This is a genomic window from Rhizobacter sp., assembly GCF_046595475.1.
In the GTDB taxonomy this organism is placed as follows: domain Bacteria; phylum Pseudomonadota; class Gammaproteobacteria; order Burkholderiales; family Burkholderiaceae_C; genus Rhizobacter.
This window is the reverse complement of sequence record NZ_JBKJOQ010000071.1, coordinates 38,042-58,185: the sequence shown is the minus strand read 5'-3', so window position 1 is coordinate 58,185 and position 20,144 is coordinate 38,042. Positions and strand designations below refer to the sequence as shown.

At 65.8% G+C, this 20,144-nt stretch carries 20 protein-coding genes; 11 read left to right on the top strand and 9 right to left on the bottom strand.

The window, feature by feature from the left end:
- A partial coding sequence (locus tag AC30QB_RS12945) for an NUDIX domain-containing protein (RefSeq protein ID WP_489546633.1) occupies positions 1–291 on the bottom strand: 291 nt, incomplete at its 3' end.
- An 85-nt stretch (positions 292–376) separates the two neighbouring features.
- Between AC30QB_RS12945 and AC30QB_RS12940 the strand changes: the two genes are divergently transcribed.
- The 7 genes from AC30QB_RS12940 (at position 377) to AC30QB_RS12910 (ending at position 6,811) form a co-directional block, all read left to right on the top strand.
- A complete protein-coding gene (locus AC30QB_RS12940) occupies positions 377–1,492 on the top strand; it encodes a Re/Si-specific NAD(P)(+) transhydrogenase subunit alpha (protein ID WP_489546632.1) in 1,116 nt (371 codons plus the stop codon).
- Positions 1,489–1,854, top strand: coding sequence for an aspartate 1-decarboxylase (gene panD / locus AC30QB_RS12935; RefSeq protein ID WP_489546631.1), 366 nt, complete (start codon positions 1,489–1,491; stop codon positions 1,852–1,854). The genes AC30QB_RS12940 and panD overlap by 4 nt, the downstream gene beginning before the upstream one ends.
- Before the next feature lie 35 nt (positions 1,855–1,889).
- Positions 1,890–2,207 carry an NAD(P) transhydrogenase subunit alpha part 2 gene (locus tag AC30QB_RS12930; protein ID WP_489546630.1) on the top strand — a complete coding sequence of 106 codons (318 nt, stop codon included), beginning with the start codon at positions 1,890–1,892 and terminating at the stop codon, positions 2,205–2,207.
- Positions 2,204–3,631 (top strand): NAD(P)(+) transhydrogenase (Re/Si-specific) subunit beta, encoded by a 1,428-nt coding sequence (locus AC30QB_RS12925; RefSeq protein ID WP_489546629.1) that lies wholly within the window; start codon positions 2,204–2,206, stop codon positions 3,629–3,631. Before AC30QB_RS12930 ends, AC30QB_RS12925 begins: the two co-directional genes overlap by 4 nt.
- A gap of 224 nt (positions 3,632–3,855) precedes the next feature.
- Complete coding sequence (locus AC30QB_RS12920) at positions 3,856–5,529, top strand: long-chain-fatty-acid--CoA ligase (RefSeq protein ID WP_489546628.1); 1,674 nt, start codon at positions 3,856–3,858, stop codon at positions 5,527–5,529.
- A gap of 210 nt (positions 5,530–5,739) precedes the next feature.
- Complete coding sequence (locus AC30QB_RS12915) at positions 5,740–6,210, top strand: hypothetical protein (protein ID WP_489546627.1); 471 nt, start codon at positions 5,740–5,742, stop codon at positions 6,208–6,210.
- 88 nt (positions 6,211–6,298) lie between these two features.
- Positions 6,299–6,811: a hypothetical protein gene (locus AC30QB_RS12910; RefSeq protein ID WP_489546626.1), complete on the top strand. Its 513-nt coding sequence runs from the start codon at positions 6,299–6,301 to the stop codon at positions 6,809–6,811.
- A 16-nt stretch (positions 6,812–6,827) separates the two neighbouring features.
- Here the strand turns inward: AC30QB_RS12910 and AC30QB_RS12905 are convergent, their stop codons facing one another.
- A complete protein-coding gene (locus AC30QB_RS12905) occupies positions 6,828–7,757 on the bottom strand; it encodes a hypothetical protein (RefSeq protein WP_489546625.1) in 930 nt (309 codons plus the stop codon).
- Positions 7,758–7,803: 46 nt separating this feature from the next.
- Between AC30QB_RS12905 and AC30QB_RS12900 the strand changes: the two genes are divergently transcribed.
- The 3 genes from AC30QB_RS12900 to AC30QB_RS12890 all read left to right on the top strand — a co-directional run bounded on the left by AC30QB_RS12900 (position 7,804) and on the right by AC30QB_RS12890 (position 11,191).
- The gene (locus tag AC30QB_RS12900; RefSeq protein WP_489546624.1) at positions 7,804–8,520 is read left to right on the top strand and encodes a 16S rRNA (uracil(1498)-N(3))-methyltransferase; all 717 of its coding nucleotides are present in this window, start codon (positions 7,804–7,806) and stop codon (positions 8,518–8,520) included.
- Between the two features lie 32 nt (positions 8,521–8,552).
- Positions 8,553–9,734 carry an MFS transporter gene (locus AC30QB_RS12895; protein WP_489546623.1) on the top strand — a complete coding sequence of 394 codons (1,182 nt, stop codon included), beginning with the start codon at positions 8,553–8,555 and terminating at the stop codon, positions 9,732–9,734.
- A 125-nt stretch (positions 9,735–9,859) separates the two neighbouring features.
- On the top strand, positions 9,860–11,191 hold the full coding sequence (locus AC30QB_RS12890) for a sensor histidine kinase (protein ID WP_489546622.1): 1,332 nt from the start codon (positions 9,860–9,862) through the stop codon (positions 11,189–11,191).
- Here AC30QB_RS12890 and AC30QB_RS12885 read toward each other — a convergent pair.
- The 7 genes from AC30QB_RS12885 to argS all read right to left on the bottom strand — a co-directional run bounded on the left by AC30QB_RS12885 (position 11,180) and on the right by argS (position 18,562).
- Positions 11,180–12,424, bottom strand: coding sequence for a THUMP domain-containing class I SAM-dependent RNA methyltransferase (locus AC30QB_RS12885; protein WP_489546621.1), 1,245 nt, complete (start codon positions 12,422–12,424; stop codon positions 11,180–11,182). The genes AC30QB_RS12890 and AC30QB_RS12885 overlap by 12 nt on opposite strands.
- Entirely contained in the window at positions 12,424–13,959 is a 1,536-nt protein-coding gene (locus tag AC30QB_RS12880) for an RNA polymerase factor sigma-54 (RefSeq protein ID WP_489546620.1), read from the bottom strand. The genes AC30QB_RS12885 and AC30QB_RS12880 overlap by 1 nt, the downstream gene beginning before the upstream one ends.
- Positions 13,960–13,979: 20 nt before the next feature.
- Positions 13,980–14,729, bottom strand: a complete 750-nt coding sequence (gene lptB / locus AC30QB_RS12875) for an LPS export ABC transporter ATP-binding protein (protein ID WP_489546634.1) — start codon at positions 14,727–14,729, stop codon at positions 13,980–13,982.
- A gap of 23 nt (positions 14,730–14,752) precedes the next feature.
- Positions 14,753–15,373: a lipopolysaccharide transport periplasmic protein LptA gene (lptA, locus tag AC30QB_RS12870; RefSeq protein WP_489546619.1), complete on the bottom strand. Its 621-nt coding sequence runs from the start codon at positions 15,371–15,373 to the stop codon at positions 14,753–14,755.
- 140 nt (positions 15,374–15,513) lie between these two features.
- A complete protein-coding gene (locus tag AC30QB_RS12865; protein WP_489546618.1) occupies positions 15,514–16,167 on the bottom strand; it encodes a thiol:disulfide interchange protein DsbA/DsbL in 654 nt (217 codons plus the stop codon).
- 75 nt (positions 16,168–16,242) lie between these two features.
- Positions 16,243–16,878, bottom strand: a complete 636-nt coding sequence (locus AC30QB_RS12860) for an SPOR domain-containing protein (RefSeq protein WP_489546617.1) — start codon at positions 16,876–16,878, stop codon at positions 16,243–16,245.
- A 10-nt stretch (positions 16,879–16,888) separates the two neighbouring features.
- Positions 16,889–18,562, bottom strand: coding sequence for an arginine--tRNA ligase (gene argS, locus AC30QB_RS12855; RefSeq protein WP_489546616.1), 1,674 nt, complete (start codon positions 18,560–18,562; stop codon positions 16,889–16,891).
- Positions 18,563–18,684: 122 nt separating this feature from the next.
- On the opposite strand from argS, the gene AC30QB_RS12850 reads away from it, so the two are divergent.
- Positions 18,685–20,040, top strand: coding sequence for a serine/threonine-protein kinase (locus tag AC30QB_RS12850; RefSeq protein ID WP_489546615.1), 1,356 nt, complete (start codon positions 18,685–18,687; stop codon positions 20,038–20,040).
- Positions 20,041–20,144 lie beyond the last annotated feature (104 nt).

Here is a 20,144-nt window from a genome sequence, read left to right as displayed (position 1 = left end):
CGATCCGCTGAACGCCAGCCGTACGTAGGTGACATCCTCTAAACGGGCCGGTCGCAAGAATCGGGCGAGGTAGACGCCCAGAAAAGCCTCCGGCACAAAGGCCCGCGCCGTCTCCTCCAGCGCCTCGCGCACGACGGCCTCGATGGCGCTTTCGCCCAGCTCCACATGGCCCGCCGGGTTGTTCAGCAGCAGGCCTTCGGGCGTTTCTTCCTCGACCATCAGGTAGCGCCCGTCGCGCGCGATGACCGCCGCGACCGTGACGCTGGGACGGAATCTGTCTGTGGCAACCATGCTGCTTCCTCTCGCATTCCCGCTCCGGGCGGACCCGGGCATTGTGTAAGCTGCCCCGCACCCCCAGCCCCCGACAGGAGCTTCCATGCAGATCGGCGTACCGCGCGAACGCGCGGCCGGAGAGACCCGTGTGGCCGTCACGCCCGAGACGGCCAAGAAGTTGAAGGCCGCAGGCCATGTGCTGCGCATCGAGAGCGGCGCCGGTGTCGCGGCCAGCGTCACCGATGCCGCCTACGAGGCCGTCGGCTGCGAGATCGTCGACCAGGCCGCCGCGCTCGCCAGCGAGCTGGTGCTCAAGGTGCGCGCGCCCGGCGCCGACGAACTCGCGTTGATGAAGCCCGGCTCGGCGCTGGTGGGCATGCTCAACCCCTTCGACCGCGACGGTCTGCAGCGTCTGGCTGGTGCCGGCATCACGAGCTTCGCGCTCGAAGCCGCGCCGCGCACCACCCGCGCCCAGAGCATGGACGTGTTGAGCTCGCAGGCCAACATCGCCGGCTACAAGGCCGTGATGATTGCGGCCGACAAATACCAGCGTTTCTTCCCCATGCTGATGACCGCCGCCGGCACGGTGAAGGCCGCGCGTGTGGTGATCCTCGGCGTGGGTGTGGCCGGCCTGCAGGCGATTGCCACCGCCAAGCGCCTGGGCGCCGTCATCGAGGCCAGCGACGTGCGCCCCTCGGTGAAAGAGCAGGTGGAGTCGCTGGGCGGCAAGTTCATCGACGTGTCGTACGACACCGATGAAGAGAAAGAAGCCGCCGTGGGCGTGGGCGGCTACGCCAAGCCCATGCCGCAGAGCTGGCTGGACCGCCAGAAGGTCGAAGTGGCCAAGCGCGTGGCCGCAGCCGACATCGTGATCACCACCGCGCTCATCCCCGGCCGCGCTGCGCCGGTGTTGGTGACCGAAGAGATGGTCAAGGCCATGAAGCCGGGGTCGGTGATCGTCGACCTGGCGGCTGCGCAAGGCGGCAACTGCCCGCTGACCGAAGCCAACAAGACGGTGGTCAAGCATGGCGTGACGCTGATCGGTGAGACCAACCTGGCCTCACTGGTGGCGGCCGACGCCAGCGCGCTGTATGCGCGCAACGTGCTCGACTTCCTCAAGCTCGTGATCACCAAGGAAGGCACGTTCAATGTGCCGATGGACGACGACATCGTGGCCGCTTGCCTCATGACGCAAGGCGGTGAGGTGAAGCGGAAATGACCAATCGCGTGATGCTGCGGGCGAAATTGCACCGCGCCACCGTGACGGAGGCCGACCTTCACTACGAAGGCTCTTGCGGTATCGACAGCACGCTGCTGGCGCAAGCCGACATGCGCGAGTTCGAGCGCATCGAGCTCTACAACGTGAACAACGGCGAGCGCTTTTCCACCTACGCCATCAAGGCGCCACCCGGCTCGGGCGTGATCTCGCTCAACGGTGCCGCGGCGCGCAAGGCGCAGGTGGGTGACCTGCTCATCATCTGCACCTACGCGACGATGAGCGAAGCCGAAGCCGCCGCCTACAAGCCCAAGGTGCTGTTGCTCGACGAGCGCAACGGCATCAAAGAAATTCGCAAGTTCTGACACGCTGATCTGATCAACAAACAGGAGAACGTCGGATGGACATCATCTCGCCGACCATTACCAACCTCATCATCTTCGTGCTCGCCATCTACGTGGGTTACCACGTGGTCTGGACCGTGACACCCGCGCTGCACACCCCGCTCATGGCCGTCACCAACGCCATCTCGGCCATCGTGATCGTGGGCGCCATGCTGGCGGCCGCGGGCACCGAAACGCCGCTCGGCAAGACCATGGGCGTGCTCGCCGTGGCGCTGGCCGCGGTCAACGTGTTTGGCGGGTTTCTCGTCACGCGGCGCATGCTGGAGATGTTCAGGAAGAAAGAGAAGAAGCTGGTGAAGGAGGATCCGAAATGAGCATGAACCTCGTCACGCTGCTGTACCTCATCGCAAGCGTCTGCTTCATTCAGGCCTTGAAGGGCTTGTCTCACCCGACAACCTCGATACGCGGCAACCTGTTCGGCATGGTCGGCATGGCCATTGCCGTGGTGACCACTGGCGCGCTGATCCTCAAGCTGGCGCACGGCAACCCGATCGGGCTGGCCTGGGTGCTGCTGGGGTTGCTGGCTGGCGCGGCTTACGGCGCCTACCGCGCCAAGACGGTTGAGATGACCAAGATGCCCGAGCTGGTGGCGTTCTTCCACAGCATGATCGGCCTTGCGGCGGTGTTCATCGCGGTCGCCGCGGTCGCTGAGCCGGTGGCCTTCCAGATCGTGCACAACGCCGGTGATGCAATCCCCACCGGCAACCGGCTCGAGCTGTTCTTGGGGGCTGCCATCGGTGCCGTCACCTTCAGCGGCTCAGTGATCGCCTTCGGCAAGCTGAGCGGCACCTACAAGTTCCGCCTTTTCAAGGGTGCGCCGGTGGTGTTCCCGGGCCAGCACGTGCTCAACCTGGTGCTGGGCATCGCGACGGTGGGCCTCGGCATCGCCTTCATGTTCACCGGCAGCTGGCCCGCATTCTTTGCCATGCTGGCCCTGAGTTTCGTGATGGGCGTGCTGATCATCATCCCGATCGGCGGCGCCGACATGCCGGTGGTGGTGTCCATGCTCAACAGCTACTCGGGCTGGGCCGCGGCAGGCATTGGCTTCTCGCTCAACAACAGCATGCTGATCATTGCAGGCAGCCTGGTGGGCAGCTCGGGCGCGATCCTGAGCTACATCATGTGCAAGGCGATGAACCGCTCGTTCTTCAACGTGATCCTGGGCGGTTTCGGCGGCGAAGCCACCAGCGCGGTGGCGGGCCAGGCCGAGGCCCGCCCGGTGAAGAGCGGCAGCGCCGACGATGCCGCCTTCGTGCTGGGCAACGCCGAAACCGTGATCATCGTGCCGGGCTATGGCCTGGCCGTCGCACGCGCGCAGCACGCGGTGAAAGAGCTGGCTGCCAAGCTCACCGAGCGCGGCGTGACCGTCAAGTACGCCATCCACCCGGTGGCCGGGCGCATGCCGGGCCACATGAACGTGCTGCTGGCCGAGGCCGAAGTGCCGTACGACCAGGTGTTCGAGATGGAAGACATCAATGGGGAGTTCGGCCAGGCCGATGTGGCGATCATTCTGGGCGCCAACGACGTGGTGAACCCTGCCGCCCACACCAAGGGCAGCGCCATCTACGGCATGCCGATTCTTGAGGCCTACAAGGCCAAGACCATCATCGTCAACAAGCGCTCGATGGCGGCGGGTTATGCCGGCCTCGACAACGAACTCTTCTACATGGACAAAACCATGATGGTGTTCGGTGACGCGAAGAAAGTCGTTGAAGACATGGTCAAGGCGATCGAGTAAGAAGGCCCCCCAGTCGCATCGCTCCTGCTCCCAGGGGGCGCCGCCTGGCGGCCCGGCAAAGCCGGCGGCTCCGCGGGCGTTGCTTGATGGGTGCGTCGCTCCGCTCGCACCTGCGCTGCCGGGGGAATAGAACGACCGTTCGACGCTCGAAACCCCTGATGCGGCCCCTGTCAGGTATGCGTCAGAATCGCGCATTTCATGCACGCATCGCACCGGAGAATTTGATGGACAAGACTTGGCTCAAGCAGTACCCCGCAGGCGTACCTGAGCAGATCGATCAGGGCCTGTACGTGTCGCTGACCGCGCTGATCGAAGAGAGCTTGAAGAAGTACGCGCCGCTGACGGCCTACAAGTTCATGGGCAAGGGCTTCAGCTTCGGCCTGGTCGACGAGCAGTCGCGCGCCTTCGCGGCCTACCTGCAGTCGCAGGGGCTGGAAAAGGGTGACCGCGTGGCCATCATGATGCCCAACGTGCCGCAGTACCCGATCGCCGTGGCCGGCATCCTGCGCGCCGGCCTGGTGGTGGTGAACGTGAACCCGCTGTACACGCCGCGCGAGCTGGAGCACCAGCTGAAAGACTCGGGCGCCAAGGCCATCGTCATCGTCGAGAACTTCGCCGCCACGCTGCAGGCCTGCTACGCCGCGGTGCCCACCAAGAAGGTGATTCTCGCGAGCATGGGCGACATGCTGGGCTTCCCCAAGGGCCTGATCGTCAACTACGTCGTGCGCAACGTGAAGAAGATGGTGCCCGCCTTCACGCTGCCCGGCGCGGTGCGCTTCAACGACGCCGTCGTCACCGGCCGCAAGGCGGCCTACCGCGCGCCCGACCTCAAGCCCACCGACATTGCGGTGCTGCAGTACACCGGTGGCACCACCGGGGTGAGCAAAGGCGCGGTGCTGCTGCATCGCAACCTGGTGGCCAACACCTTGCAGTGCGAGGCCTGGTACCAGCCCGCGCTGAAGAAGATCCCGGCGGGCGAGCAGGTGATGACGGTGTGTGCGTTGCCGCTGTATCACATCTTCGGCTTCACCTCGAACATGATGCTGTCGCTGCGCATGGGCGGCTGCAACATCCTGATCCCCAACCCGCGCGACATTCCGGCAGTGTTCAAGGACATCGCCCATGAGCGGGTGCACAGCTTCCCGGCGGTCAACACGCTCTTCAACGCGATGGCCAACCATGCCGACTTCAACAGCGTCGACTGGAGCAACCTGAAGATCTCGGTGGGCGGCGGCATGGCCGTGCAGCAGGCCACCGCCAAGCTGTGGCTTGAGAAGACCGGCTGCGCCATCTGCGAAGGCTACGGCCTGTCGGAAACCTCACCCTCGGCCACCTGCAACCCAGCCGACAGCGAGGCCTTCACCGGCACCATCGGCCTGCCGCTGCCCAACACCGAGCTGACCCTGCTTGACGACGATGGCAACGAAGTGCCGATGGGCACGCCCGGTGAAATTGCCATCCGTGGGCCGCAGGTCATGGCCGGCTACTGGCAGCGCCCCGACGAGACCGCCAAGGTAATGACCGCCGACGGCTTCTTCCGCACCGGCGACATCGGCACGGTAGACGCGCGCGGCTACTTCCGCATCGTCGACCGCAAGAAAGACATGATCTTGGTGAGCGGCTTCAACGTCTACCCGAACGAGATCGAAGATGTGGTCACGCAGATGCCGGGCATTCTCGAATGCGCGGCCGTGGGCGTGCCAGATGCCAAGGCCGGCGAGGCCGTGAAGCTGGTGATTGTGCGCAGCAACCCCGCTGTCACAGAAGCCGACGTGCGCGCTTATTGCGAAGCCAACATGACCGGCTATAAGCGGCCCAAGATCGTCGAGTTCCGCACCGACCTGCCCAAGACGCCGGTCGGCAAGATCCTGCGCCGCGAGCTGCGCGACAAGGCCTGATTGCACAAACTCCCTGCGAGTATTCCTTCGACGCTCGCGGGGAATCGTGAAAAGTTGGCGCGTCGGCGGTTCTAATGTGGAACGGTGCCCGACGAGAGGCACCGAACAATGTCCTCAGGGGCGCAATCCGCGCACACTTGATGGAGCGACAGCGTTACCCACGGGAGGTCGCCAGTGATCTGGTCCAAGACTGATGCAGGAAGAGTTGAAATGCAGGCGCGAGCGCTGGTGAAGGATCGTGGCCAGCGCAACCTGCTGCTGCTCATCGATGGCATCAAATCTGAAGAGATGCTGTTGGCCAACGTGGTCGGGCTGAAGCCGGAAGACTTCAAGCTCCTTGAATCCTTGCAGCTGATCGCACCGGTGGCAGGCTCGCCGAGCCGCACATCTGGCGGCTCGTCGGCGTCGGCTTCAGCCGTCGAGAAATCAGACCTCGCAACCGTGCCGGCCGACCTGTCCCCCGAAGAGCATTTGCTCGACTATGCCGAGTTCACCACCACGCTCACCAAGCTTATTTCGAGCGAACTCGGGCTGCGCGGTTTCACGCTGACGCTCGCGGTCGACAAGGCCAGCAGCATCGAGGAGCTGCGTGAAGTGGCCACCCGCGTGATCGACCAGATCCGCGACCGCAAGGGCCTGCCCGCGGCTGAGAAGGCGCGCCACGCCTTGTTTGGCGGTTGAGCGTGCGAGAGGCAATCCGGCGTGCCCGAGCAGGCCGGATTGCCCTCTCACCCGCTGAATCGTTGCCGCGCCGCGCAGTGTCGTACGCATGAGTTTCTTGCGCAGCCTGTTCCGAGGCCTGCGACGTGTGCTTCGCGGCGGCTTGCTGACCCTCGCGGCGATCGTTCTCTTCATCGAAGAGTGGGGCTGGCGCCCCCTCGTGGCCGCCATGGCCTGGATGGCGAAGTGGCCGCCGTTTGCTCGCCTCGAAGCTTTGGTCCGCCGTGTGCCGCCCAGGGTCGCGCTGGTGCTGTTCGTGGTGCCGGCGGTCATGCTGTTTCCCATCAAGCTGGTGGCGCTGTGGTTGATCCATCGCGGCCAGGCGGCCTTGGGCGTGGCGGTGATCGTGGCGACCAAGCTGCTGGGCACGGCGCTGGTGGGCCGCCTCTTTGTGCTCACCGAGCCGCAGTTGATGCAGTTTGCGTGGTTTGCGCGCGCGCTCGGCTGGTGGCGCACCACCAAGCAGCGCGTGAAGACAGCGGTGAAACGCTCGGCCACCTGGCGCGCCGCGCAGTTGACGCGGCGGCGCCTGCGGGTCTTGCTCAGGCGCTTTGCGCGCTAGTCAGCGCAGCAGGGGCTCAGCGACGAAAGCCCGGCAAGCGCGTGCGTCGGTCCTCAAACCAGGTGGTCAAACCCGCATCGTCGAACTGGGCCGCCAGCGCTTCGGCGCTTACCAGGGCGCCTTGCGCCTCGTCGGCCAGACCCAGCCACACGCAGGCGTTCCAGCGCTCGAGCTCCAAGAAGGCGCGGTCGACGTCTTCCCCGTGATCGCCATCTTTTGCGTCGAGCATGGCCAGGCCGTCGAGCGCATGGCGTCGCGCCAGATGAGGCTCGGCCAGCGCTGTGCAAGTGACAGCGCGGGTGTAGAGGGCACGCTCTTGCTGCACCCAGGTGCCTGCGCTTTGCCACAGGCGATGTGCTTGCTCTGCGCTGCGCGACAGGGCCGCCCGCAGGCCGCCGTGCTGCAGGTCGCGCTCTGGGCGCTCCAGCAGGCCGTTGGCCAAGTTGTTCAAGCAGGCGGCGGCTTGCGCATCAAGCGCTGATTCGCTGGGCCACCAAGCCGTTTGCGTGATGGGCGCGAGCGCATGCAAGGCGGTTTGTGCGGCCTCGCTCATGGCCCGCGCCGGCACCACGTGCACGGCGGCTGCCAGGGCCAGCAGCTCGTGTGCGCGGGCATGCGAGGCGCCGCTGATCGCGACCAGCCCCTCGACGGCTTGCGCCAGCGGCTGGGCGGCCTCGGCCGCATGTGCGGCCGCGCCCAGTTGGCGCCACAGCGCGACCGATGGCGTGCCCTGCGCGAGCGCGATCAGCTGCTGTTGCCTCGCCAAGGCCTCTGGCCATGCGCCGAGCTTCTCACCCAGCACATGGTTCAACAAAAAGGCGTGGTTGGGCCAACGCGGTGCCGGCAATTGCGCCGGGTCGATCAGGCGCAGCAGCTCGGCGCCGCGCGAGGGGTTGGTGTCGTGACAAACGTTGGCTTCATCCAGGCGTTCGATGTCTGTAGGCATGGGCGCTCCCTTCAAGTAGCCACTCTAGCTGAGGCACACTCGCCGCATGCCCGCTCGCTTGTACCTTGAACAGCCGCTACAGGCTGACACGCTCATCAGCTTGCCCGCAGGCCCCGCACGCCATGTGCAGGTGCTGCGCCTGCAGCCCGGCGCCGAGATCACGCTTTTCAACGGCCACGGTGGTGAGTGGCGCGCCACGGTGCAGCGCATGGGGCGCAGCGAGGTGCAGGTGCAGGTGCACGAGCACGATGCCGTGGACCGCGAGCTGCCACAGCGCATCACCCTCGCCATCGGCATGCCGGCCAATGAGCGCATGGATGCGTTGGTAGAGAAAGCCACCGAGCTCGGCGCCGCCGCGATCCAGCCGCTGATCACCGAGCGTTCGGTGCTGCGCCTGAGCGGTGAGCGCGCCGAGCGGCGGCTCGCGCACTGGCAGGGCGTGGCGGTGGCGGCCAGTGAGCAGAGCCGGCGCACGCGCGTGCCTGCGATCTCACCGGTGCGCAGCCTCGGCGATTGGCTGCGTGATCTGCCGGCCGCGTCCGGTGAGGCGCGCTGCCTGCTCAGCCCGCGTGCCTCGCACACGCTTTCTGCGCAGCCGCGCGACATGGTCTTCCTGAGTGGCCCCGAAGGCGGCTTGAGCGAGGCCGAAGAATCGCTCGCCCTCGCCGCCGGGTTCAGCGCTGTAGGCCTTGGCCCCCGCGTACTGCGCGCCGACACCGCACCGCTGGCCGTGCTGGCGCATCTCGCACTCTCCACCTTTTAACCTCCTGATCCTTTGACCGAGGCACCCCGCGCATGAACGCTTCCCTGCTGTGGCTCACCCTGTGCCAGGGCCTGTTTCTCATCAACAACGTGACCTTCATCGCCATCAACGGCCTGGTGGGCTTGCAGCTCGCGCCCACGCTGTGGCTGGCCACGTTGCCGGTGATGGGCTATGTGGCGGGCGGCGCGATGTTCACTGCCTTGGTGGCGCGGCACCAGCGCGCCTGGGGCCGCAAGCGCGCGTTCCAGGCCGGGCTGCTGGTGGCGATGGCGTCGACCGCGGTCTGCGCCTGGGCCGCCATCAGCCACAACTTCTGGCTGCTGGTGGGGGCCACGTTGGTGGCGGGCTACTACAACGCCAACGCCGGCCTGTACCGCTTTGCCGCCGCAGAGCTCGTCACGCCCGCCTTCAAGGAGCGCGCCATCTCCTGGGTGCTGGCCGGCGGCATTCTGGGTGGCGTAGTGGGCCCGCAGCTGGCGAGCGGCACGCGTGACGTTTTGCCCGCACCCTTTGCCGGTGCCTACGCTGCACTGGTCGGCGTGGCCTTGCTGGCGTTGCTGGTGATTTCGTTCATTCCCTTTCCGCCGCTGCCACAGCCGACACCCGGCCAGCCCGGTCGGCCCTTGCGTGAGATCGCGCGACAGCCGGTGTTCATCGTGGCGGTGGCCGCCTGTGCGCTGGGCTACGGGGTGATGAGCCTGTTGATGACGGCCACACCGATCGCCATGGCGCAATGCCAGCACCCTTTCTCCGCCGCCGCGTGGGTGCTCGAGTGGCATGTGCTGGGCATGTTTGTGCCCAGCTTTTTTACCGGCAGCCTGATCAAGCGTTTTGGCGTGACGCCGATCCTGTTTTGCGGGTTGCTGCTCAACATCGGCTGCGTCGTCATCGCGCTGCACGGCATCGACCTGATGCACTTCACCAGCGCGCTCTTGCTGCTGGGCGTGGGCTGGAACTTCCTCTACATCGGCGGCACGACATTGTTCACCCAGGCATACCGGCCGGAAGAGCGAACCACCGCGCAGGCAGCACTCGACTTCTGGGTCTACCTCACGATGACGATCACGGCCTTCAGCTCTGGCGCCCTGGTCACGACCGGCGGCTGGACGCTCATGAACTTGGGCAGCCTGGTGCCGCTGGCCCTGCTGGGTGTGGCACTGCTGTGGCTCGCGCAGCAGCGCCGCGCGGCCGCCGCGCCGGCCACTACTGGTTAGCCCTAGACGCCGGAGGTCGGCTTCCGTCGTCCACTGAGCTTTGAGCTCAAGACCATCTGAAACAGCGGGGGCGACAGGTGCAGGCAATCGAGATCTACGCGCTCGCGGGCGCGTTGACACACGGCATGCTGGCCTTGCTTCATGGGGTGGTGTGGCGTCGCCAGCGCGAGGCTTGGTCGGCCTATTTCGCGCTGGGCTACTTCTTGATCTGCTTGATCTACAGCTTCGACCGCTACCTGCTGCCCGTGGGCGACAAGATCAACCCGCATGTGGGGTTTCTGGCGGTACCGGCGGTCTTGCTGCTCACCCTGGGTTTCGTGCGTTATGTGGGCATGCCCATGCCGGCCGCCAGGCGCATCGAGATCGCGGTCGCGGTGGTGGCGGTCATCCACCTCACGTCGGCGCAGATGGGCTGGATGAGTCGCCTGGCCTCCTTCACGGGTTTCGCGGCGCTTCTGGGAGTCCAGGGCCTGCTGGCGCTGTGGGCGGTGCGACGCGAGCCCGGCCACGGTCACGGTCTCGTGTGTGCCGCGTTGATGCTCTACCCCGGCTTGCTGGTGATGGCCTGGCTGGGCCTGGTAGAGGTGGCACTCTTGCGCTATGCGGTCATCGTGCCGGTGGTGGTGAGTGGCACCACGGTGCTGACCACCGGCTTGCTGCGCGCGCAGCGGCGCGCCGCCGATGAGCTGAAGCGCCGCCAGCAGGCCGAGGCCGAACTGCAAGCACTCAACGCCACGCTGGAGCAGCGGGTTCAGCAGCGCACGGCCGAGCTGAACGAGATCGTGGCCGGCCTGGAGAGCTTCAACCGCAGTGTTTCGCACGACCTGCGCGGGCCGCTGGGCGGCATTGCCGGTGTCTCGCGCCTGGCCAGCCAGGCATTGGGCCGCAACGACATGGCCACGGTGCAGCGCATGTTGTCGGTCATCACCACGCAGGCCGATTCATCGGGGCAACTGGTGAACGACCTGCTTGCGCTGGCGCGCGTGAACGAGGTCGACCTTGCGCCGCAACCGATCGACCTGCAGGTTTTCGTGCGCGACACGCTGGAGCAGATGCGCCTCACCCAACCCGAAGGCGCATCGTTGCCGGTGAGCGTGGGTGAATTGCCCACCGTCGAAGCCGACCCCGGCCTGCTGCGGCAGGTGTATGTGAACCTGCTGGGCAACGCGATCAAATTCAGCCGCGATGCGCACCCACCTCATGTGGAAGTGGGTGCGTTTGCTGCCGAAGGCGAGCAGGTGTGCTTTGTGCGTGACAACGGAGTGGGCTTCGACCACACCCAGGCCGAGCGCCTGTTCGAGCCGTTTCACCGCCTGCATGGCCAGCAGTACACCGGGCACGGCGTGGGCCTGAGCATCGTGAAGCGCATCGTCGAGCGGCATGGGGGCCGCCTGTGGGCGCAGGCCCAGCCGAATGCGGGTGCGACCTTCTACTTCAGCTTGCCGTTACACCACTGAGCGGGCCGAGCCGGCCACCAGGTCGAAGCGGAACAAGCGGCACTCGATCGGGCCATTCCACATCGGCACGCGCCGCGACTCTTTCAAACGCATGGCGCTGGGCAGCTTCATGTCGGGGCTGAGCACCCAGGCCGTCCAGCCACCGGGAGCCTGGGTGTAGGCACGCTTCCAGTGGGTGGCCAGGCGCGGGAAGAAGTCGTCGGGTGCGGCTCTGTTGTCGTCTTGTGGATCATGTGCTGACGGGCGCGCGGCCTTGCCCGCCACGTCGATACGCTCTCCATACGGCGGGTTGATCATCAGCGTGCCGTGCAGCCCCTCGGGCAGCGCGGGCGCGGGCCGCTCCAGCGCGTCGCCTCCGTTGAACTGGATCATGTCTTCAACCCCCGCGCGTTGCGCATTGCGGCGCGCGAAGTCGACCATGCGGAAGGCCACGTCACTCGCAAAAATGGGCACCGCGCTCGGGTGGATGCGCGACTGTGCGTGGCTCTTGAGGCGCTGCCACTGCGCGCGCATGTCGGCGTCGACAAATGGCAGCAGGCGCTCGAAGGCAAAGCGGCGCTTCAGCCCGGGTGCGATGCCGCAGGCGATCTGCGCGGCCTCGATGGCGATGGTGCCCGAGCCGCAGCAGGGGTCGTGCAGCGCGCCACCCGCTTCTGCAGTGCCGCGCCAGCCGGCGGCGGCGAGCATCGCGGCGGCGAGTGTTTCTTTCAACGGCGCATCGCCCTTGTCTTCGCGCCAGCCGCGCTTGAAGAGCGACTCACCCGAGGTGTCCACGTACAACGAGGCATGCGTCTCGCCCACGTGCAGCACCAGCTGCAGGTCGGGCTGCTGGGTGTCGACGCTGGGGCGTTCACCGGTGGCCTCGCGCAGCATGTCGCAGACCGCGTCTTTCACGCGCAGGGCGGCGAAGTTAAGGCTGCGCAGCGGGCTGCGGTGGGCGGTGGTGTCCACGCGCAAGGTGTGCTCGGGCGTGATCCATTGCTGCCAGTCGACGCTGCGTGCCAGCGCGTACAGGTCGTCTTCGCTCTGGTACGGGCCGGCCGCCACTTCGGCCAGCACGCGCTGGGCGAGGCGGCTTTCCAGGTTGAGCACCATCACGTCGCTGGGGTCGCCGTCGACACCCACGCCGCCACGGCCGGTGTGCACCTGCGCTTGCGGCAAGATGCGCTGCACCTCTTCGGCCAGCCAGGTTTCAACACCGGCGGCGCAGGGCAAGAAAAGCGGCAATGCCATTACATCGTCCGCCTGAGGTTGGCCGGCGCTATGCGCAGCGCTTCGCGGTACTTGGCCACCGTGCGGCGCGCCACCTGTATGCCTTGCTCTTCGAGCATCTTGCTGAGCTGGCTGTCTGACAATGGCTTGGCCTGGTCTTCGGCTGCCACCAGCTGCTTGATGAGCGCGCGCACTGCAGTGCTCGACGCATTGCCGCCGGCGTCGGTGTTGAGCGATGAGCCAAAGAAGTACTTCAGCTCGAAGGTGCCGAACAGGGTGGCCATGTACTTGGCGGTGGTTACGCGAGAGATGGTCGACTCGTGCAGGCCCAGCTCGTCGGCGATCTCGCGCAGGACCAGTGGCTTCATCGCAATCTCGCCGTGCGTAAAGAAGCTCTTTTGCCGCTCCACGATGGCCTGCGATACACGCTGGATGGTGTCGAAACGCTGCTGGATGTTTTTCATGAACCAGCGCGCTTCTTGCAGCCGCGAGCTGAGCCCCGCAGTGGCGCTGTTGCTGGGCGAGCCACGGCTGTGCTTGATGGCCTGCGCGTACAGGTCGTTGATGCGCAGCTTGGGCATCACGTCGGGGTTGAGCACGACCTTCCAGTTGCGGCCCGACTTCTGCACGATCACGTCGGGCACGATGATGTTGGCTTCGGCGCGTGCAAACGGGCGGCCGGGCTTGGGCTCGGTGGCCACGATGAGGGTCTGTGCCCGCTTGATGAGCTCTTCGTCCGCACCGGTGGCTGCCATCAGCTTCTTCATGTCACGCCGGGCCAAGAGCTCCAGGTGCTGCTTGCAGATCATGATGGCGATCATCTGCGCCTCACAGCGCTCGGTGGCGCGCAGCTGCAAGATGAGGCACTCGCCCAGGTCGCGCGCGCCCACACCCAGCGGCTCCATGTTTTGCAGCCACTTGAGCGCGCACTGCAGCCGCTCTATCAGTTCTTCGCGCTGCTCCTCGTTGTCGGCCAGCTCAGCGGCAATTTCTTCCAGCGTGTCGGCCAGGTAGCCGTCGTCGGTGAGCGACTCGATCAGCACCGTGACCGCTGCGGCGTCTTCGGCGCTCAGCCGCATGCCCAGCAGCTGGCGGCGCAGGTGCTCCTGCAGGCTCACGGTTTCGCTGTTGCGCTCGTGCGGGTCGAAGTCGTCGCCGTCGTTGTTGCTGCTGCTGCCACTGCTGCTAGGCAGCTCGCGAATGCCGTCGAAGTCGTCGCGCTCGGTGCCGTTTTCCCAGTCGTCGCGCTCGGTGGTGCCGAACTCGGCACTGTCGACACCGGGCGCTTCATCGGGTGCCGCTTCGGTATTGGGCTCGGACACCACGCGCTCGGCCTCGCGTTCGGCCACATGCTCCGACGCCGAGATGCGCTCGGTCATGGGCTCGAAGACAGGGGCGGCTTCTTCTTCAGTTTCGAGGAAGGGGTTCTGCTCCAGCATCTGCTCGACTTCTTGGTGAAGCTCGAGCGTGGAGAGTTGCAGCAAACGGATCGACTGCTGCAGCTGTGGCGTGAGCGCCAGGTGCTGCGACAGGCGTACCTGCAATGACGGTTTCATACTGCGTGGTCCGTCACAAACTACATTCGAAAGTGTTCGCCGAGATAGACCTTACGCACATCAGCGTTCTCGACAATCTCGCCCGGCGTGCCCTCGGCGAGCACGCGTCCTTCGCTGATGATGTAGGCACGGTCGCAAATGCCCAGGGTCTCGCGCACGTTGTGGTCAGTGATCAGCACCCCGATGCCGCGCGCCTTCAGAAAACCGATGATGCGTTGGATCTCCAGTACCGCGATCGGGTCGACGCCGGCAAACGGCTCGTCGAGCAAGATGAAGCGCGGCTGCGTGGCCAAGGCACGCGCGATCTCCACACGCCGCCGCTCGCCGCCCGACAGCGCGGGGGCCGGGCTTGCGCGCAGCTTCTCGATGCTCAGGTCGTTCAGCAGGCCGTTGAGCAGCTTGTCAATGGTGGGCTTGGGCAGTGCGCGACCGTCAGGGCCGTGCTGAAGCTCAAGCACCGCGCGTATGTTTTCTTCGACGTTCAGCTTGCGAAAGATCGATGCCTCTTGGGGCAGGTAGCTCAGGCCCAGGCGCGAGCGCTGGTGTATTGGCAGCCGCTCGACGCGCTGGCCGTCGATGGTGATCTCGCCGGCGTCGGCACGCACCAGGCCCACGATCATGTAGAAGCTGGTCGTCTTGCCGGCGCCATTGGGCCCCAGCAAGCCCACCACCTCGCCGCTGTGCACCGCAAGGCGCACGTCTTTCACCACCTTGCGCGCACCGTAGCTCTTCTCCAGACCGATCGCCTCCAGCCGGCTGGTGGCCGCCATGAGCCCGGGCGGCGAGGGGGCGTTCACCGCTTGCCCTCCGAGCCCGCGGAAGCAGCCGATGCGGCTTCCGCCGCGGCCGGCGTGCCTTCGCGCGGCGTGAGCACCACGCGCACGCGGCCGGTGGGGTTGGCTGGCGTGGCGGCCGAGGCGCCGCCCGACACCGTGAACAGCTCGGCGGTGCTGTTGTAGGTGATCAGTGCGCCAGTGACTTCATCGGCAACCACGGTGCCGCGCAGGCGCTTCACCGAGGCCTTGTTGATGAAGCGAACGGTGTCGGCCTTGCTGTCGTACTCCACGCGCTCGGCTTCACCTTCGATGAACTCGTCGACGCCGTCGCGCTTTTGGCGAAAGCTGGCGAGCCGCTGTGGGCTGCCGAGGGCGATGGCCGTCTGGTAGCCCTCAGGGCTTTCCCGTACTTCAATGTGGCTGGCCCGGATGAGCATGGTGCCCTTGGAGACCACCACATTGCCGTTGAAGACGACGATCTGGTTCTGCAGGTCAACCTTGCCTGGTTGGTCAGACTCGACCTCCATCTTTTTCAGGCGGTCGGCTTTTTCAGCGTGCGCCGGGGCCGCCAGGGCGACGAGTGCAAGCGCACAGGCTGGCAACAGGCGGGAAAGGAAGGAGAGAGAAAGAGGGGTCATTGCGGCATGAAACTTGCAGGCCATTCTAGCCGACAGTTCATGCCGCTGAGGCAGCCTCAGCTGGTTTTGAGGCGCGAAAACGAAGGCTGGAAGGTGTGGGGTCTTCACACCGGGGCGCCTCCCGGCGCCCGGGCAACCAGTCAGGCCTTCTTGCGCAGCGACTGCACCAGGAACTCGGTCACCAGCAGGGCCTTCTCAGGTGAACCCGCGAGCGTGCCGGAGGTGAAGAAGCGGCCGTGTATGCCCATGGCGGGCACGCCGTCGATCTTGTAGGCCTCGGCCAGGCGGGTGGCTTGCTTGGCCTTGGTTTGCACGGAAAACGAGTTGTAGATCTCCAGGAATTTCGCGCGGTCGATGCCGTGCTTTTCCATGAAGGCGGCGATCTCTTCGGGCTTCTCTAGGCGCTGGCGATCGTTGTGGATGGCATAGAAGACGCGGCGGTGCATGGCCTCGACCTTGTCCATCGCTTCGAGCGCATAGAAGATCTGCTGGTGCGGCGTGAAGGCCTCCCGGAAGGCCACCGGCACGCGGCGAAAGGCCACGTCGGCCGGCAGTTTCTTCTGCCAGGCGTCGAGCGTGGGCTCGAAGGCGTTGCAGTGCGGGCAGCCGTACCAGAAGAACTCGATGACCTCGATCTTGCCGGCCGGTGCGCTCACCGGCGCCAGCGTGCCCAGTCGCACGTACTGGGTGCCTTCAACAGGCTGGCCCTGCGCCTGTGCCGGCAAGCTTGCCGACAGCGCAGTGGCTCCAAGGCCCAGGCCCACCAGTTGTGCTGAAAAGTCGCGACGGTTCATGTTGTGTGAATTCCAGGTCAATGACGGATGTGGAGTGCGGCAGCGCCCGATAAGTTCAGGTGCTTCTGCGGAGGCTCATTTCTGAACCTGAACCAGCGCCGACTCCACGCCTGCGCCTTCCAGCTTTTCCTTGATCTTCGTGGCGTCGTCTTTTCGCTCGAAGGGCCCCAGCCGCACGCGGTACACCGTGCGGCCCGCCTGCTCGCGCTCGGTGACCTTGGCCGCCATGCCCGACATCGCCAGCTTGGCGCGCTGGGCTTCGGCGTCTTCGGGCCGGCCGAAGGCGCCTGCCTGTACAAAGTAGCTCAACGCATCAGAGCCCGGTTTCGTGGACACGGCGTTGTCGGCGGGTTTGCCGGCCAGGATGGCGGCCGGGTCTGGCTTGCCTGCGGTGGCCGGCGCCACCGGCGGTGGCAGTGTGGGCGGCACGGCCGGTGCGCTCACCACGCCGCTGGCCATGCTGCCGGGCTTGGCCGGTGTCTTGCCGTAGAGCGCGCTGTTCGGGTCCCAGTTCTTGTTTTTCTCGGTCTCGGCGGCGTCTTGCTCGGCGGTGCGCTGGGGCACCTTGTTGATGAAGGGCACCGGCACCTTGGCGATGTAGAGCGCCACGCCAAGGGCTAGGGCCAAGCCGACCAGCAAGCCAATGATCAGGCCGATGACGAGGCTGCCGTGTTGGCGGCGGATGCTGGCATGGCGTTGCGGGGTCTTCATTCGTTCTCCATCACATCTTGTCGGGGGCGCTCACGCCCAGCAGGCTCAGCGCGTTGCGCAGCACCTGGCGGGTCGCGGCCAGCAGGGCGAGCCGGGCCTGGGTGAGCTCGGCGTTGTCGTCCAGCAGAAAGCGCTCGGCGGCATAGTAGCTGTGGAAGGCGGCTGCCACGTCGCGCAGGTAGAAGGCCACGTCGTGCGGGGCCAGGTCGGCAGCGGCGCGGCCCAGCATTTCGGGGTAGTCGCCCAGCTTGAGCATCAGCGCGATCTCGCTCGGTGCGGTGAGCAGCGCCACGTTGGCAGCCGCTAGGTTGGCGTCGGGGCGCTGCGCCAGTACCGAGCTGATGCGGGCATGCGCGTACTGCACATAGAACACCGGGTTCTCGTCGTTTTGCTTCAGTGCGAGGTCGATGTCGAAGGTGAACTCGGTGTCGGCCTTGCGGCTGATCAGGAAGAAGCGCACGGCGTCTTTGCTGGTCCACTCGATCAGGTCGCGCAGCGTGACGTAGCTGCCGGCGCGCTTGGAGATCTTGACCTCGGCGCCGTCTTTCACCACGCGCACCATGGTGTTGAGTACGTAGTCGGGGTAGCCGGTGGGCACGCCCATGTTGGCCGCCTGCAGGCCGGCGCGCACACGGGCGATGGTGCCGTGGTGGTCGGTGCCCTGGCAGTTGATGGCCTTGGTGTAGCCGCGCTCGAACTTGGTGAGGTGGTAGGCGACGTCGGGCACGAAGTAGGTGTAGCTGCCGTCTGACTTGCGCATCACGCGGTCTTTGTCGTCGCCGTAGTCGGTGCTGCGCAGCCACAGCGCGCCGTCTTGCTCGTAGGTCTTGCCAGCGGCGATGAGCTTGGCCACCGTCTGCTCCACGCGCCCGCTGGTGTACAGGCTCGATTCGAGAAAGTAGTGGTCGAAGCGCACGTTGAAAGCCTGCAGATCCAGGTCTTGCTCGTGGCGCAGGTAGGCCACTGCAAACTGGCGAATGCTGTCGAGGTCATCGGCGTCGCCCGAGGCGGTGAACTCGCGGTCATCGGCCTTCACGGTCTTCTTGTCCATGAAGTCGCGCGCGATGTCGGCGATGTAGTCGCCGTTGTAGGCCGGCTCGGGCCAGCCATCGTCACCCGGCTTCAGGCCTTTGATGCGCGCGAGGGTAGAGCTGGCCAGCGTGGCGATCTGCACGCCCGCGTCGTTGTAATAGAACTCGCGCTGCACCTTTGCGCCTTGCGTCTCGAAGAGGTTGCACAGCGCGTCGCCGAGCGCCGCCTGGCGCGCATGGCCTACGTGCAAGGGCCCGGTCGGGTTGGCCGAGACAAACTCGACCACCACCTGCTGCCCCGTTTGCGCGAGCTGGTTGCCGAAGGCCGGGCCCTCTGCGAGCGCGGCACCCACCACCGCCTGCTTGGCCGCAGCCTTCAAGCGCAGGTTGATGAAGCCGGGGCCTGCGATCTCCATCGCTTCGACCCATTGCTGCACAGCCGCATGGCGCGACAGCGTGTCGATCAGGGCTTGCGCCAGCTCGCGGGGGTTCTTCTTGAGCGGCTTGGCGAGCTGCATGGCCGCAGTGCAGGCGAGGTCGCCATGCGAGGCTTGTTTGGGCGACTCGAAGGCGGCGGCGAGAGTGTTGCCGGGGCTGAGCTCGGCGAGAGATTCCTGCAAGGCGAGCAGCAAATCCTGTTTGGCTTGGATCATCGGCAGATTCTAAGTGGCGCTCCCAGGCGATTTCTGCCCACGCAAAGGCCCCGATAAGCACAACGTTTTGTGCCCAATTTGGCATGCAGGCGCCGCGCGACAGTGCCAAGATGCCAGTTCAGATGTCCACGATGACCCCCACGCCAAGCTCGTTCGGCGCTTTGCCTATGCCCGCGCAGATCGGCAAGTACCCGGTGCTGCGCCGCCTCGGCGAAGGCGCGACCAGTGAGGTCTTTCTCGCGCGCGACGACTTTCATCAGCGCGACGTGGCCATCAAGCGCGTGCGCGCCGGCGCCACCAACGACCCCGGCGACGGGCGTTACTTCGAGCGCTTCTTTGCGGCCGAAGCGGCTCTCGTAGGGCGCCTCAAGCACCCGAACGTGGTGCAGATCTACGACGCGGTGGTTGACCCGGTCGAGTCTTACCTGGTGATGGAGCATGTGAACGGCAGCACGCTGCGGCCGTACTGCCGCGCCGACCAGTTGCTGCCGCTGGAGCTCATTGTCGAAATAGGCTTCAAGTGCGCGATGGCGCTGGGCTATGTTTACCGCCAGGGCCTGATTCACCGCGACGTGAAGCCGGCCAACCTCTTGGCCGTCATAAACAACGGCAACATCACAGACGTGAAGATCAGTGACTTTGGCAGCGCGCTCAACATGGCGTCCGAGATCACCCAGGTCTACCGCGTGGGCTCACTGGCCTACATGTCGCCCGAGCAGCTCGATGGCAGCACGCTCGACTGCCGCGCCGACATGTACTCCCTGGGCGCCGTGCTTTACCACCTGATCGCCGGGCGGCCGATGTTCGACTCGACCTCGCAGTCGGCGATGATGAACCAGATCTACACCGCCGAGCCCACGCTGCTGAGCGCGCTGCGCTCGGGTGTGGGGGCTGGGGTCGACAGCGTGATCTTGAGCGCAGTGGCCAAGCGCCCCGACGACCGCTACACGACATGGGACGACTTCGCCCAGGCGCTCTCGGGCCTCATCACCAACCAGCAGGTGCCGCGAGGCCAACTGCAGGGGGTGCTTGATTCCGAACGTTTCAACCTGCTGCGCTCGCTCGACTTTTTCTCCAACTTCGGCGACGTGGAGCTGTGGGAAGTGGTGCACCGCGCCAAGTGGCAGCGCTTTGCTTTCGGCCACGCGCTGTACAGCAAGGGTGAAGAGGGCAACAGCTTTCACATCATTGCGGAGGGGGAGGTCGAAGTCTTCCGCGACGGCACCAAGGTGGCCCAGCTCGGCTCGGGCACTTCGGTGGGCGAGATGGCCTACCTTGCGCCCAGCCCCGAGCTGCGGCGCCACAGCACCAACGTGGTGGTCACCGACCCGGCCACCACCATCTCGTTCACACCCGACACGCTGGCGCAGGTCAGCCCCAACTGCCGGCACCTGTTCGACGAGGCTTTCATTCGCGTGCTGGTGCGCCGGCTGCATGCCGCGCACGAGGCCATCGCCCACCCGCGACGCATCATGTAGTCGCTTTGCATCGCTCGCGCGTTGAGCCCTTGCTGGGCGCTTGCAGCGGTGCTTCAATTCGACCCGGCGAAACCCTCGTCATCCACACCCCCGGGAAGGAACTT